General features: G+C 50.1%; 13 protein-coding genes and 1 tRNA gene. 4 read left to right on the top strand and 10 right to left on the bottom strand.

What is annotated here, in order from left to right:
- Positions 1–5: 5 nt before the first annotated feature.
- Complete coding sequence (locus tag ACUTQY_RS13935) at positions 6–239, bottom strand: hypothetical protein (RefSeq protein WP_016929262.1); 234 nt, start codon at positions 237–239, stop codon at positions 6–8.
- Between the two features lie 357 nt (positions 240–596).
- Here ACUTQY_RS13935 and lpxP point away from each other — a divergent pair, with 357 nt between their 5' ends.
- Complete coding sequence (lpxP, locus tag ACUTQY_RS13930; RefSeq protein ID WP_206359010.1) at positions 597–1,505, top strand: kdo(2)-lipid IV(A) palmitoleoyltransferase; 909 nt, start codon at positions 597–599, stop codon at positions 1,503–1,505.
- Positions 1,506–1,986: 481 nt separating this feature from the next.
- Here lpxP and ACUTQY_RS13925 read toward each other — a convergent pair whose 3' ends face one another.
- The 6 genes from ACUTQY_RS13925 to ACUTQY_RS13900 are packed head-to-tail and all read right to left on the bottom strand — an operon-like array spanning position 1,987 to position 5,977.
- On the bottom strand, positions 1,987–4,320 hold the full coding sequence (locus ACUTQY_RS13925) for a primase-helicase zinc-binding domain-containing protein (protein ID WP_206359011.1): 2,334 nt from the start codon (positions 4,318–4,320) through the stop codon (positions 1,987–1,989).
- Positions 4,321–4,331: 11 nt separating this feature from the next.
- A complete protein-coding gene (locus ACUTQY_RS13920; RefSeq protein ID WP_206359012.1) occupies positions 4,332–4,667 on the bottom strand; it encodes a DUF5375 family protein in 336 nt (111 codons plus the stop codon).
- Positions 4,664–4,927: a hypothetical protein gene (locus tag ACUTQY_RS13915; protein ID WP_206359013.1), complete on the bottom strand. Its 264-nt coding sequence runs from the start codon at positions 4,925–4,927 to the stop codon at positions 4,664–4,666. Before ACUTQY_RS13915 ends, ACUTQY_RS13920 begins: the two co-directional genes overlap by 4 nt.
- The gene (locus ACUTQY_RS13910) at positions 4,924–5,469 is read right to left on the bottom strand and encodes a host cell division inhibitor Icd-like protein (RefSeq protein WP_405053365.1); all 546 of its coding nucleotides are present in this window, start codon (positions 5,467–5,469) and stop codon (positions 4,924–4,926) included. The genes ACUTQY_RS13915 and ACUTQY_RS13910 overlap by 4 nt, the downstream gene beginning before the upstream one ends.
- A 2-nt stretch (positions 5,470–5,471) precedes the next feature.
- The gene (locus ACUTQY_RS13905; protein ID WP_135638557.1) at positions 5,472–5,717 is read right to left on the bottom strand and encodes a hypothetical protein; all 246 of its coding nucleotides are present in this window, start codon (positions 5,715–5,717) and stop codon (positions 5,472–5,474) included.
- Positions 5,714–5,977, bottom strand: a complete 264-nt coding sequence (locus ACUTQY_RS13900; RefSeq protein ID WP_147095602.1) for a helix-turn-helix transcriptional regulator — start codon at positions 5,975–5,977, stop codon at positions 5,714–5,716. The genes ACUTQY_RS13905 and ACUTQY_RS13900 overlap by 4 nt, the downstream gene beginning before the upstream one ends.
- Positions 5,978–6,507: 530 nt before the next feature.
- On the opposite strand from ACUTQY_RS13900, the gene ACUTQY_RS13895 reads away from it, so the two are divergent.
- From ACUTQY_RS13895 to ACUTQY_RS13885, 3 genes are all read left to right on the top strand, one after another.
- Positions 6,508–7,233 (top strand): NAD-dependent aldehyde dehydrogenase, encoded by a 726-nt coding sequence (locus ACUTQY_RS13895; protein ID WP_206359015.1) that lies wholly within the window; start codon positions 6,508–6,510, stop codon positions 7,231–7,233.
- Entirely contained in the window at positions 7,230–7,484 is a 255-nt protein-coding gene (locus tag ACUTQY_RS13890; RefSeq protein ID WP_206359016.1) for an ogr/Delta-like zinc finger family protein, read from the top strand. Before ACUTQY_RS13895 ends, ACUTQY_RS13890 begins: the two co-directional genes overlap by 4 nt.
- A 560-nt stretch (positions 7,485–8,044) precedes the next feature.
- Positions 8,045–10,804 carry a restriction endonuclease gene (locus tag ACUTQY_RS13885; protein WP_135637740.1) on the top strand — a complete coding sequence of 920 codons (2,760 nt, stop codon included), beginning with the start codon at positions 8,045–8,047 and terminating at the stop codon, positions 10,802–10,804.
- 63 nt (positions 10,805–10,867) lie between these two features.
- Here ACUTQY_RS13885 and ACUTQY_RS13880 read toward each other — a convergent pair whose 3' ends face one another.
- From ACUTQY_RS13880 to ACUTQY_RS13870, 3 genes are all read right to left on the bottom strand, one after another.
- On the bottom strand, positions 10,868–12,130 hold the full coding sequence (locus ACUTQY_RS13880) for a tyrosine-type recombinase/integrase (protein ID WP_135637739.1): 1,263 nt from the start codon (positions 12,128–12,130) through the stop codon (positions 10,868–10,870).
- A 164-nt stretch (positions 12,131–12,294) separates the two neighbouring features.
- Positions 12,295–12,379 (bottom strand) — tRNA-Leu (locus ACUTQY_RS13875).
- A 1,002-nt stretch (positions 12,380–13,381) separates the two neighbouring features.
- A complete protein-coding gene (locus ACUTQY_RS13870) occupies positions 13,382–14,101 on the bottom strand; it encodes a LuxR family transcriptional regulator (protein WP_046688133.1) in 720 nt (239 codons plus the stop codon).
- Positions 14,102–14,110: the final 9 nt, after the last annotated feature.

Here is a 14,110-nt window from a genome sequence, read left to right as displayed (position 1 = left end):
GCGCATTAAAGCCTGCCGTTAATGCGCTGATTGTCCCTGAGAACTTCGATTGCGGTTTGCATTACGACTTTATCATCTCGTCTTTTCTGTTTGAGTTGCATCACCTGGAGGTATTCAAGCAACGTTCGGGTGTTAATCGGCCTGCCTTGTTTTCCCACGGCCAGCACCGCCTCACCAAGGATAATTTTCACTGGGGGTAACTGTGCAGGGTACCAGTCAAGGGTGTCTTCTGATTTCATTATAAATTTCTCATGGAAGGGTATTATATCACAAAATATTACTTTGTTGCTTGGTTCTGCTCTCATAGCTCAAGAATAAAGAGAAACGGTATACTATATAGATAGTTAAAGCCAATGCCTCCCTGCTGAGTTTATGAATATGATTAATGCATTTCGAGTTGTAAAAAACGAAATCAGGCTAATGAAACATCCAGAGGAATAATGACAAGGATGATTGCAACCACTATGCGCCGACTAATTTATATTTTGAATCTAAACACAACACCATTGTCTAAGCAGTATGTAATGCTAAAGACATAGTTTTACTTATACATTACAAACTATATATTTAATTTTCGGGTCGAGTTAAGGAAAAACATGTCACAACATTTTACAAAGGCTTTACTCCATCCCCGTTACTGGATTACCTGGTTTGGGCTAGGTTTGCTCTGGATTATCGTCCAACTTCCCTATCCGGTACTGCATTTATTAGGTTCTACTCTGGGGAGGTCATCTAGACCTTTTCTTAAAAGGCGCGGGCGCATTGCCGACAAAAATATAGAGCTCTGTTTCCCGGAAATGACAACACAAGCACGGGATCAGATGGTCAGAAAAAATTTTGTTTCCTTGGGGTTAGGGTTGATGGAAACTGGCATGGCTTGGTTTTGGAGTGATGCCAGGGTGAGGAAATGGTTTGAGGTTGAAGGTATTGAAAATCTAACGAAAGCTACCCGAGGCGTGATGGTTTTAGGCGTTCACTTCATGTCCCTTGAATTATGCGGAAGAGTTATGGGGGTATGCCATCCAATGATGGCTACTTACCGTCCACACAATAATCTGCTTATGGAATGGATACAAACTAAAGGTCGAATGCGCTCAAACAAAGCAATGATTAATCGACGCAATCTACTTGGGTTTGTCCGGGCACTGAAAGCCGGCGAGGCTGTTTGGTTTGCACCTGATCAGGATTATGGGCCTGAGGGTAGTGTTTTTGCGCCTTTCTTCTGCGTTAAAAATGCAGCCACTACGAACGGAACTTTTGTTCTATCGAAACTCGCAAGAGCGGACTTGATTACTTTGAGCATGATCCGACTTAGTAATAAAAAGGGCTATCGTATGTTTATCAGCTCTCCGCTTTTAGATTATCCCAAAGGTGATGAGATTATAGCAGCAAACTACATAAATAAAATTATCGAAAAGGAAATCTGCCGAGCCCCAGAACAATATCTATGGATGCATCGTAGATTTAAGACTCGGCCTGAAGGAGAGCTTTCTGTTTATAAATGAATCATCCACTAAATCACACAGTATAGCATCAGATCGCCTTATATTTTCGAGGTTTACAAAACACTCTACTTATGTGGCCTCTAATAGATATAAAAATCACTACCACGATTAATTTCACACGCAATTAATGCCTTGCAAGCGTATTGATTTAACTAAAATCGGCAATGAGCACTAATTATTTTAGGAAGAAACATCCTAACCATAAATTAAAATTCAGTTTATTATTTAAATATACTTATAGGTAGTAATTTTTATACCAATTGTAGTCTGCTGAGATTCAGGCACAAAAAAACCGGCCTGAGCCGGTTTGGTGAGCGCATGTCGTTATGATATTGGCCATTCAGCGGCCGATAGGATGCCCTGGTGTTGCTGCATGTATTCGGGTCACTGCACTATAGGCGGCACGGCGATTGAGCGTCCAATGGATTCGGCAGATCAATAATGGCCGATTGATCGGCCCGGCCGATCGACACGCTCATCGTCACACGGCGCCGCACTTCGGTAGCCAGTCCGCCTCACATTCCTCACTCAATATCAGGTTGGTTTGTATTCCCTGCTTGGTGCGGCGTTTCAGCAACGTATGCTCATACTCTTTCAGCGTTTGCGGCACCGCCTGGCCAAACGCCGTCAGGTTCATCACGTGCTGATAGCCCCGTGCGGCCATAAACGACTGGTAGGCGTGGTACAGATAGCGGCGTGGGTTCGGCGGGGTGATGTTGGCGTTGCCTATCATCATGCCTTCCGGGGTGCCGAGCACCGTCAGGTAGCCACAAAAATCGACCAGCGGATCGGCATGCCGTTTGATTTCCAGGGCTTCCGCCGAACTCTGTTGCGCCTGGAGCAGTGCGCGGGCGTCATTCGGGTTGGCGAAGCGTTGCATCAGATGACGCACAATGACCGCCAGCTCTTCGGTGATCTTCGCCAGCAGCAGCGGATCGCGTTCTTCGGGGGCGATAGCCTCCGGAAACGGTAAAATAACCCGGCGGCGCGAGATACCGCCGCTGCGGTCGCTGAACTGCATCGGGTTGTTATTGACCGCCAAAATCACCGCCGGGATGTGCGCCGCGTAGGCGTCGCGGTATTTGGGGTCGATGGCGACCGCATCGCCGCCGGTGATGGCCTTGATACCCGCCCCGTCACCGCTCCACTTTTCCTGGTCGGGCAGGAGTATCAGCGAGTAGCCGACCACGCTGGCACGCTCGCGCGCCGACTCCAGATTATCGATGGTGGCGGCGGTGGTGTTATCACTACCTGCCAATAGCCGGGCAATGGCCGCCATCACGCTCTTGCCGCTGCCGCCAGGACCGGTCACTTCGAGGAACAGCTGCCAGTCGTAGCGGTTGGCCAGCACCATAAAGAGCGCCGCGAGAATGCGCTCTTGTTTATCGTAGTTGCTCCCGGCAGCCCGCGTCAGCCACTGCCAGAAGTGCGGTGCATGGTCGGCCAGGTTCTCCCCGGCGCGCGGCGGCGTGTAGTCCACGCTGTTGACGGTGCGCAGCCAGTGCGCTTGCCGGTGGGCGCTGAACTGGCCGCTGACGGTATCAAAGACGCCGTTACGAAAGCCTATCAACCGGCGGGCCGGGTCACCCATCTGCGGTACCATCAGCTTGAGGGTGTCCAAAATGCTGTTGATACCGGCGGCGGAGAACGGTGCACGCACCTTCTGGAACAGCGCAGCAATCTCCCGGCTCAGTTGCCGGTGTGGCAGCACCTGCCAGGCGCCGCGCGTGTAGCGGCACAGCTCTTCCCCCACCGGCGGCACCGCCAGGGTGTTGCCGTAGTGCTCGGCCAGCAGCTCGGCTTTCTCGCTGGCACTCATGGCTTTGAGGTCAGCATCGCTCAGCGTGTCGAACGGGCTCGGCTGCGGCGGTTGGCTGAGCGCCTGGAGCTGCGCGCGCGTGGACTCAGCGCCCTGCTGACAGTAGACATCGTTCCAGTCGCCGATGTCTGTCGGCAACGCCGGGATACCGCCGGTGAGTGTGGCCGCCTCGGCGGCGCGGGTCTGCCCGGTGCCGCTGCGGTCATTATCGGCCGCCAGCAGCAGCCACGCGTCCGGGTAGTGGCTGCGCAGTTGCTCCGCCACCGCCGCCAGGTTATTGGCGCTGAGCGTCACGCACACCGTCTCACCGGTCAGGCGATGCACGGTAAGGCCGGTGGCGTAGCCTTCGGTGAGCCAGATAACCGCGTTGTCCGGGCCGCTCAGGGTATGACAGGCGGCTTTCACCTGCCCGCCTGCCAGCATGCGCTTGTCACCGGCGGCGTTAATCAGCTGCACGTTGACCAGCTCGCCCCCGGTATTGTGCAACGGCAACAAGAGGTCGCCGGGCTGGAAGGTGATACCGCCAACGCGCAGCGACTGGCCCTGCAAGGTCAGGGTGTCCACCTCCGGCCAGCCTTTGGCGCTCAGGTAGGTATTGCCGGTCTGGGACTGCGCGGCAGCCACCAGAGCCTGTGCCTGTCGCGCGGCTTTGCGCTGGGCCTTGGCTTTGTCTTGTGGTGAATGACCGCTCTCAGCGGCCGGTGGCAAGGCGCTGGCGCTATTCCCCATCACGACAGCCACCTGTTCGGCAGCAGCTCGGGCAGACAGTGACAGGGCTTTTTCCACCAGGTTGAGGCCGTCACCGGCCCCGCACTGATTGCAGAACCAGGTGCCGCGCCCCTCCAGGTTGTCGAAGCGGAAACGGTCTTTGCCGCCGCAGGTTGGACACGGCTGCGGCTTGCCGTTCGGCTGCAAGGCGATGCCGAGGGCCGGGAGTATCACCGGCCAGTGGCCGGTGGCGGTGCGTACGGTCTGGGAAACGAACTGGGCGCTCATCCTTTCTCTCCTCAGTGTACGGTGGCGTTCTGCGATGCCGACAGGCGCTCACAGCACAGCTCGTCCATCATCTTTTGCCCCAGCGCGGTCAGGCGCGGTGCGGCCACCAGAACGTCCGGCTGCACCATGTCGCTCAACATCGTGCACGCCATGTCCATGCCATCCTCTGCGCCGTACTGCCGCACAAAATGTCCCTCCAGGCGCAGGGCAATCGTCATCTGCAGCTCGTCCAGCGTGTACCCGAGGCTCACCCGGTAAAAGGCGCAGGTGTTCAGATAGGCCTGCGCCACGGCGCGACGGAAAACGGCGGTACGGACTTCAACCGGTAAACAGGATGAGGTATTCATGCGGCGGTGGCCTCCATGCGGGCAAGGATTTGGGATTCACAGGTGTGGACAACGTGGCCGAGCTGGTCGGTCAGTAAGGCAATAACCGAGGCAAACGACGCCTGTTGCTCAGCGTCGGGGTGCTGCCCGCCGAGGTCGAGGGTGTCCAGCAGGTCAAGGAACAGCACGCCGGTGGCGTGCGCATGCTGGAGACGCAGAAAATCGGCATGCGGGATAGGATAATGGGTGTCGCGGTAGTAGCGGTCGGCCAGGGTGTTCATGCTGCCGCCTTAACCGGCAGACGACCGGCAAAGGACAACACATAATCACGAGCCAAAAGACGGCGGGCGTTGCGTTCGGTATCCGCCACGGTGCGCACGATACGCGGGGCGGCAGTCAGCGCAGAACGGCGCACGGCCGCAAACAGGAAACAGAATGTAGGGTGAGTTGGGGTGAGGGTCGTAGCCATGGTGGCAGCCTCCTTAGAGTAAAGGTTATTGCTACCACCAAAGTTCTCACGCAAGGGTGGTAGCCCAGACGGGGGTGAGAAACCGGCCTCTAAGAATACCGGCCAGCCCGAAGGCTGCCCCGCCTGAGCCACCATTGATTGACTGCTGCGATAGCATAACATCCATCGCGCAAAAAATGAGCAAGCAAAGGCTGCGACGAAAAAAAACACGCGTGGCGCGTGTTGTGTCGCCTTAGAGATACACGGGTTCTCACGCCCGGCGGCCGATTGTGCGGCAGCGGGAGGACTATAGCGCAGGGCCGGACGTGGGGGCAAGCCGTAAGACGCCCCCGGACGTTCAATCGATCGCATTATGATCAACAGTCGGTCAATTGGTCGTTGCGGGTATCGGCAGCCGCGCAGGTCAGCGGCACCGGCCCGGCACGGAACAGGCGCGGTTCAGCCTGGCGACTCGCCAGACGAATAACGCCGTGTTTTTCACTGCGGTGATCCGGCAAGACGACGCCAGGCTCTTTACGCTGCAACAGGATAGCTTCCGCCACAAACAGCGCGTCGCGCTCATCGAGGGTGAAATGCTGGCGACCAAAGGTTAACTGCATCATACGGCGGCCCCCTGGTGACGGTTGGCGATGCGTTCATCCATCCACTGCTCGACCTCGGAGGCCAGCCAGGCGACGTTTTTACCGCCGAGGGAGACCTGAGCCGGGAACTGCCGGCGACTCATCATCTCGTACACGGTGGAGCGGGACAAACCGGTGGTGTAGAGCACTTCCGGCAATCGAATAAAGCGCTCGCGCGGGGTGTAACCGCCAGGAATAACCGGCGACGAAGTGGATGGGGTGGGGGTGGAAACGGTCAACATAAAACGCTACCTCTTTGTGTCCGGTCAACGCTGGCCGGGACTGTATGAACTTTGGTAGCGCCCTATTATGTGAAGTTTTACCGGGGTGGCAACAAGGTGTTGTTGTGTGGCCCGTTAAGGAATGGTCATAAAAACAACAAATTATAATAGCTCAGCAATCCTCACCACTCCTCACCCTTCCTCAACATTACCCCATAGTTTTCAACAATGAATTCATCGCCAATAAATAGATATAAACAGATTAACCACTGCTAGCCAGGGAAAAGGTCGTTGTGGGCCGGGTGAACAGTGGTGAACACCGGGTGAAGAGTTTAGTGATAACTGTTCACCCCATTATCTACTGATTTATCTATATTTTTTCTTTAAGTGAACAGTAGTGAATAGTTTTAGGTAAAACTAAAAACGGCTTGATGGTTTTGTCATCAGTGCTCAGGGCTGTTGTCCTGGGGACAGTCCAACCGGGATGAATGGCGATGTTGTACGGCGGTCAGCAGAACAGCTTCACATTGACTGACACCGGAGACATGACCATGAGCACCACCGCCTTACCGAAATCCATCACCGATAAACTGCAAGCCCTGCGTGATGCTCGCGCCGCCCACGACAAAAACTATCAGGCATTGACCGACGTCGTAACCGGCATTGCCCGCTGCCACCAACAGAAGAAAGACACCGAAGTGCAAGGCCAGGAGGCAGAAAGCCAGTGGCGCACTCTGTTTCGCAAACTGCGCGGAGAAATGACGCAGGAACTGCAAGCACAGCACCACAGCCGGATTTCCAAACGGGAGCTGGCGAAGGAATTCGACGGCCTGATTGAAGAGATGGAGCTGGACAAAATAGAGTTTCATCTTGATTGCGGAGGATCGGCCCCGAAGGTGGTGGCCGCGCATAAAGACGCCCTCACAACCTTTGCTGACCATGCAATGGGCCAAGCCGTGGAAGCACTGAGCAAGGCGCTTATCAGCCCTGAGATTGTCAAGGCCTGCGCGCTAGCGAAAAAGGCGTATAGCGTTTATGGGGATGATCCGGTGAAAGCGATTGAGCAACATCTGCTGGGGACACTGCGGGGCCATATTAACGTTGCTACGGCAATGCAAAATATCGACCACCCGGTGCTGAATGAGATTGGCCTGACAATACCGGAACAAACCGGCGTGTTGCAGGAGCTGCAAAGAAGTCCAATGCGCCAGATGCGAGGGGCAAGAGAACTGGCGGAAAAACGCCGTCTACTGCAAGAAAAAGGAGGCCAATCATGATGCGCTGCCCGTTGTGCACCCATGCGTCCTATACTCGCACCAGCCGCTATATCACGGAGCAGACGAAAGAGGCGTATTACCAATGTCAGAGCCTGACTTGTTCTTGCACATTCAAGACGGTGGAAAGCGTCGATAAAATCCTTTGCCAGCCGATACAAGCGCAACCGGTCGATGAGAACGCCTTGCCACCGACGGAGAAACGGACGTTGAACCGCTATCGCCGTTACAACAGCAATCCTACCTTACACTAAGCATTCTCCGCCCCGCCGCTCTCGACAGCACCGCGGGGCATTCCCCTTCCGCCTCGCCCAAAACAGCCTTTTTCCTGGCTAGCCAGCCTCAAATTGCGCGTGCATGCATAGGGTGCATGATTTTGCATGCAAGAAAATGCACTTTTCATCCCCGCCAGCACCAGTACTGGCGCGGCCTGCGGCCGTTCATGCAACTGCATGAAAAGCGACACATGAAGTGCGCAGGCGAGGCGGGGGAAGTATTGCGCGCGGGAAGATTTGAGCAACTTATAGTTTTGAACATACACATCCTAGTTGTGAACACGGTTGAATCGCGTAGTTATAGACCACGAAGTGAGGTTAGGCTTGCCGTATGAATGAATTTTGCATTTTGAACGAAGGGCAGCTTTATCTCCCTCATGATCTTGTTGAACAAACGAAATCTTGAGCCCTGCTGGTGAAGTAGAGATAGTACTTAGCGCGATATCAAAAAATATTCTTGGAGTGCAAAAACAAAAGACGTATATTAAACATACAACTGTGACAAACCCTTTACCAAAAAACCATTCCAGGACAAGTTTATGCAAATTGAGGTTGCAACAGAAAGCACGGACACTACAAAGCAAAAAGGTGATCTTTTCGAGGAACTGGTTAAAGATCTACTTTCCGCTCAAAATTATGAAGTAGCACAAGAATTAAGAGTAACAGGTGCTGAACTTGATTTATTATGTAAACACAAAGTAAACTCAAAAGAAATTTACGTAGAATGCAAAGCCCAAAAAGAAAAAATCAGCGCCCCTATTCTTAATAAATTGATAGGAGTGGTTAATCTCCATGACTATTCCGAGGGTTGGATTATTTCAACATCTGAATTCGGTAAAGATGCACTTGGCATCGTCGATTTAATAGCTAAAAAGCCGAGAGAAAAATCATCACAATTCAGTTTCTACACTCCAGAAAGAGTTATTAGCTCCCTAACAGCTGCTGGTATAATAAAGACACCTCCCATAGATAAAGCAAGTGAGTTTCTTGGAGATGAAGTTAATTTAGGTAGCTGGACTCTTTTAATAAGTAAGTTCGGGCGTTTTTGGGCGGTATATACTCTAAACGGAGGGGCCCCAGAAGGGGTTTTATTGTTCAGCGCTTCATCAGGAAAATTAATTAGCGATAGTTCAACACTAGAAAACATATCAAAGCTTGAAGCTACTATAACTGATTATGATTTATCCGTGGGCAAAAAGGACAATGAAGTCACAATACTTCCTGATAGGGTTGAAGGTATAACAAATGTAGTAGAGGTACAAATCGGAGACTCTTGGGATGATTACCGGCCGGCTAGACCAAAGGACTTTGTTGGCCGAGATGACATGCAAAAAGAAATCCTCGGTTTTCTTTCAAATGTGAAAGATGGAAAAACTAGCACTCGGATATTTGCAATAACAGGAAACTCAGGCTTAGGAAAAAGCTCACTAATTGCAAAAATTAGGGATAGATCTAAAAACAAACACTATCATAAAAAATACTTTGTCTATGCTGTTGATATTCGAGGTGCGAAATCCCCCTCATACATTACATCTGCACTACTGCAAGCATTAAAGCAAGCACAAGAAAATGGTTTTGGTAAGAAGGTAAATTTATCTCTCACCGATCCAATAAACCACTTCTCATCAGAATCAATCTCAGAATACCTCGAAAGCATAAAAGAACAAGACAAGGTAATATGTATTATATTTGATCAGTTTGAAGAGCTATATTCCAAACCAGAGTTATTTAATGTTTTTAAGGCTGCCAACAGTTTAATGCTCGAAGTGGCTGGTTATAAAGGAAACCTCACTCTTGGGTTTGCTTGGAAAACGGACAGTACAACCCAACAAGACCATCCCGCATATCATATGTGGCACACTCTATCTGATTTAAGAAAAGAGTTTAAGCTAAGTCTATTCGATAGTGGTGAGATATCTAAGTCCATAACTACTTTTGAAAAAGAATTTAGCCATAAATTAACCCCAGCGATTAGAAGCCAAATAACGTATAGTTGCCAGGGTTTTCCATGGCTTTTGAAGAAGCTGTGCATAAACCTCAGAGAAAATATAAAGCGAACTGGCTACAACGAAGTAACATCCGTAGAATTGGACGTTGAAAAGCTATTCACAAATGATTTAGATTTACTTACTCCATCAGAAAAGACCTGTCTAGACCTAATCGCCAGCAAGGCACCGGCTGATTGGAGTGAAATAATAGAGCTATCAAGTGCAAGTGATGTAAGTCAGTTAGTTAACAAGAGAATGGTAATTAAAAGTGGTGATAGATTGAATATATACTGGGATATATTCAAGGATTATTTGGTGACAAAGAAACTGCCTGTTATCCCATATAACTATGTTCCAACATCAGATTACAAAACCATAATAAACATTGCAAATGAGTTAGATCCCTACCATTATGAAAACTCACATAACATATCAGTAAGAGCCGGTATAAAAGAAACAACAATGCTGAATATCGGGGCAGATCTCGTAATGTTCAGCATAGCAGAAAGAAACGGTTCCAGTTTCAAATTAAACAGTAGTATCTCAGAAAAAAATGACGATGAGTTCCTCAAAAAAATTCGCGAGAGACTTGGGAAACACTCCTTTAAAATAGCACTTTATAAACGATACTTCGGTAAAACCGTGGACGTGAACCTTTTAATAGAAGTATTAAAGGAAAGCCTGCCAAAAGCTCATCATAGCCAACAGACATGGGGTGTTTATGCAAGAAGACTTTCTCGTTATTTACATATGACAGGATATATATCTCAGCATAAAGACAGCTATGTTATTCAGGATAAAGGAGCAATACAACAGGCTGTTGCCTCCTGGCAAAAAAGGTATAAAGGCCATCAGAATGATGTATTTGCGCCCAATGCTTCACCATTACTAGTTCACGAATGCTTAGATTTAATTCAAAAAGGAGCAAGTCACGATCAAATCCAATCGCAGGGGTGCAAAAATGCTCTTACTGTTCTCACCCGTTTTAAGCTCATATCCATATCTAAAAAACAGTTTGACGTCAATAAAGATTTAATTTCAAAATACAGCTCACCACTCGAAGCTATATGGAGTCATGCTAGTAAAGAGAAGTGTTTAATTAGCTGCATTGGAAAAATAAAAAAAGAGCCGGAAATAAGCAATATAATGTTAGCAAAGTATATTTCCAATGAATATGATGTCAACTGGAACGATGCAAGCTTAAAACGTTGTGGAAATAGCCTCAAACAATGGTCTAATTGGATCATAGCCCGGGGTGATAAAAGTGATATTCCTTATCCACTAGGTAAGAGAGCTAAACAAAAACAATAACAGCATTAGACGCCGAAGAAATGACTGAAAAATCACTTCTTCGGCGCTTCTGCAGAAATGAAATTATCTATTAACAATTTTTGCAAAATCAAAAGGGGTGATTGGTGTTCTTTTGTTTTCGTCCAAATAGTCGGCCCACCACTGAACCATCAAACGTCGCTCATCCAAATGCTCAGATGTATGGATGTAAGCAGCACGCACATTGTTACGCTCAGAATGGCTTAACTGCCGCTCAATCGCATCATCGCTCCACAATCCGGACTCACCTAAAGCACCGCGTGCCATTGTCCTAAAACCATGCCCACACACTTCTGTTTTAGTGTCGTATCCCATTGCACGTAGCGCATTATTCACCGTATTTTCGCTCATAACTTTATCGGGATCATGATCGCCGGGAAACAACCGCTTGTTATCGCCGCTCAAAGACTTCAAACGCTCCAGCAAGACCAACGCTTGGCGGCTTAGCGGGACGATATGCTCTTCTTTCATCTTCATGCCACGGTGTGAGTAGCGTACACCTTTGATTTCTTCACGCTGCGCCGGAATGCGCCAGCAACCTTTATCAAAATCGAACTCATCCCAGCGAGCGAAACGCAGCTCACTAGAACGCACAAAGGTGAGTAAAGAAAGCTCTACGGCGATACGTGTCATGAGACGTCCCCGATAAGCGGCAAGCCGTGCGAGAAACTCAGGGAAACGATGAGGCGGCAATGCCGGATAATGCCGAGCTTTGGTTGTTGCCAATGCTCCGGCCATATCGCTGGCAGGATTTGAATCAATGTAATCGTTCTGAACTGCATAACGCATAATGGCCGTAACACGTTGCTGTAAGCGCTGCGCTACGTCATGCTTACCACTTGCATCAACAGCTTTAATCGGTGCTAAGAGATGGCTGGTTTTAAGGCCACGAATATCAGCTGCACCAATGTGCGGGAAAATATACAGTTCCAAATAACGAAGCACTCTCGCTCGGTGATCTTCACTCCAGCGTTTGTTGTTAGCATGCCATTCTCGGGCAATGGTCTCGAACGTGTATGCGCCCGCAGTTTCAGCCTGAGCTTCCCTTTCTTCTGCTTTTGGATCCAATCCTTGTACCAACAGCTTTTTGGCTTCTTCTCTTTTGCTACGTGCCTCGGCAAGACTGACCGTCGGCCAAACACCGAAAGCAAGTCGATCCTCTTTTTTATCGTTAGGGCGGCGGTACTTCATTCGCCAATACTTGGAACCTTTCGTCGTAACCTCGAGATACAAACCACCGCCATCGGCCATTTTGTAGGTTTTCTCTTTAGGCTTTGCGGTCTCGACCTGGCGGGCGTTTAGCTTCATTTTGGGGGCACATTTTCTATCGAAGTGGAGATGCCCCCAATTATGCCCCCAGTGCCCCCTGGATTTCAACGGACGGCCTCGGACAATGGCGGACGCCAAAAAGGCTACTCTTATTGATTTTAAAGGATTTTTTGGACTTCGTCGGACGACTACGGAAGGGGGAATGGTGCCGAAGGCCGGACTCGAACCGGCACGTATCTCTACGGTTGATTTTGAATCAACTGCGTCTACCGATTTCGCCACTTCGGCACTGAAGTAGTATGCGGAAAACGGGTGAATTATACCTTCCCGCGACCAGCACGCAACACTTATCCGTTGTTCAATGAGTTAAGTGTCGAAAAAACCGCCGCCACGCGCGTTTGTCCGCCTCGCCTTACCGCTGCACGCCCTCCATAACTGCGTTGATGATGGGCATGCTACATCCACAGGCTATTGCAACGAGCATCCAGGATAAGGCGCCACACTCACGCAATACCATCCGATTCCAGGTTCTAGCATCGTTGCACAGCACAATGATAGCTCCTGTGCCGTACGTCACTCACTCCCACTAGCCAGAGCCGCTCGCCCAACTAGCGAAACAGGTTCAGGAACCCACCACGCGGCAGGTAGCGCCTGCCCCCCATCGCCACTGTCTCACCCTGCGCCTGGCAAAAACAAAATAATCCCCAGCCGTAATGGCAATGCTGCAAATAATTGCACGCCAATGTGTCAGCGAATAAAGAATGAGGTTGCGCAACATTCCGAGAACAGTATTTTTTCATTAATGAATGACAGATGGGGAAATAAAGAAGCGGAATGCTGCCTTCAGGGGAGAGGCGCTATTTCGGTTAGATGGGGGGTTATCTAAAATCACCAGAAAATAGCGTACATACGTAACAAAATAGCAACTCAAGGCGTAAAAACCAGCAGAGAACACTTGCCTCTGCGGAGTTAATAGCTTTAAGATGATGTAAGAAAATTTTCCCTGGTGTTGGCCAATATTGGCAGCCTGACCTACGCGGTCAGGTTTTTTTTTATATTTTTTATCAAAACATTACCGGGAAAGTGTATCGCCTTAAGGGGTGAGAAACTAGTTAGACTAAAGTACAGTCCCTTACTAGACCTTTATCAGTTCATGCAGGTTATTATTTCACATCGTAGAAATCGGGGCCGGTGCTGTATTGCTTCCCTCTCGTAAGCCGCCACGCTGCCCACTCAATACCGATTAACGCCCGTCATTTCCCGGTTCGAAAGCTGCCGTGAGCGAGCAGCCTATCCATCCACCGGTTTAATCAGCCGCAGCTCCATCCCCAGGCGCACGGCATGTCGGGCATTCGTTACCCCCAACTTTTTGACGACGTTGGACATATGGTACTTGATGGTGCCGGTCTTTATGCCCAGGATCATCGCCGTTTCCTGGTAGGTTTTACCCACGCTGGCCCAATAGAGGATTTCGTTTTCCCTGTCGGTAAAGCGGGCGTTGCCTTCCAGCGCTGCGGCGTTTTTATCTGACGGCGGGGCCAGCGCCAGATACGACTCATGGATTGAGGCCAGCAATACCGAGATTTCACCTTTACGTTCGATGAGCGCCGGGATGATTTCCGCTTTCTGTTCTGCGCTGAAGGCAAAGGAAAGCGTGACGAGATTGTTGTTGTAATCGTGCAATACGAAGGTATAGCCGTGCGTCACGCCAAACTGGCGGGCCTGCTCGAACAGTTCGGGAAAATGCAGCCCTGCGTCGGCCATGATTTGCTCGTCCCAGGCGAAGGGGGTCAGGCGGTTGCGGGCGGTAATCACCACCGGATCAATGTACTGCAACCCCTGCTCTTGATACTTGTTAACCCATTCAGTCGGGTAGTTGGTGACGCCAAAAATACAGGAAATGTCTTTTTTGGATAACACCACATACGCCCACAGGAGCTCGCCCAACTCCCCCAACGCCGCTTCCAGGCGCTTGCCGATGATATTGCTGAGATTGTATTCGTCTTCCATTGACTGCCC

The sequence above is a fragment of the Serratia sp. TSA_130.1 genome, assembly GCF_052691795.1.
This window is presented reverse-complemented; position numbering and strand designations above follow the sequence as displayed.

Bases quoted from the DNA above. Each gene is read 5' to 3' on its own strand.
- ACUTQY_RS13900 (WP_147095602.1), bottom strand. From the start codon at position 5,977: ATGTTGACCGTTTCCACCCCCACCCCATCCACTTCGTCGCCGGTTATT.
- ACUTQY_RS13920 (WP_206359012.1), bottom strand. From the start codon at position 4,667: ATGAATACCTCATCCTGTTTACCGGTTGAAGTCCGTACCGCCGTTTTC.
- ACUTQY_RS13880 (WP_135637739.1), bottom strand. From the start codon at position 12,130: ATGAAGCTAAACGCCCGCCAGGTCGAGACCGCAAAGCCTAAAGAGAAA.
- ACUTQY_RS13890 (WP_206359016.1), top strand. From the start codon at position 7,230: ATGATGCGCTGCCCGTTGTGCACCCATGCGTCCTATACTCGCACCAGC.
- ACUTQY_RS13925 (WP_206359011.1), bottom strand. From the start codon at position 4,320: ATGAGCGCCCAGTTCGTTTCCCAGACCGTACGCACCGCCACCGGCCAC.
- ACUTQY_RS13870 (WP_046688133.1), bottom strand. From the start codon at position 14,101: ATGGAAGACGAATACAATCTCAGCAATATCATCGGCAAGCGCCTGGAA.
- ACUTQY_RS13915 (WP_206359013.1), bottom strand. From the start codon at position 4,927: ATGAACACCCTGGCCGACCGCTACTACCGCGACACCCATTATCCTATC.
- ACUTQY_RS13935 (WP_016929262.1), bottom strand. From the start codon at position 239: ATGAAATCAGAAGACACCCTTGACTGGTACCCTGCACAGTTACCCCCA.
- ACUTQY_RS13895 (WP_206359015.1), top strand. From the start codon at position 6,508: ATGAGCACCACCGCCTTACCGAAATCCATCACCGATAAACTGCAAGCC.
- lpxP (WP_206359010.1), top strand. From the start codon at position 597: ATGTCACAACATTTTACAAAGGCTTTACTCCATCCCCGTTACTGGATT.
- ACUTQY_RS13905 (WP_135638557.1), bottom strand. From the start codon at position 5,717: ATGATGCAGTTAACCTTTGGTCGCCAGCATTTCACCCTCGATGAGCGC.
- ACUTQY_RS13885 (WP_135637740.1), top strand. From the start codon at position 8,045: ATGCAAATTGAGGTTGCAACAGAAAGCACGGACACTACAAAGCAAAAA.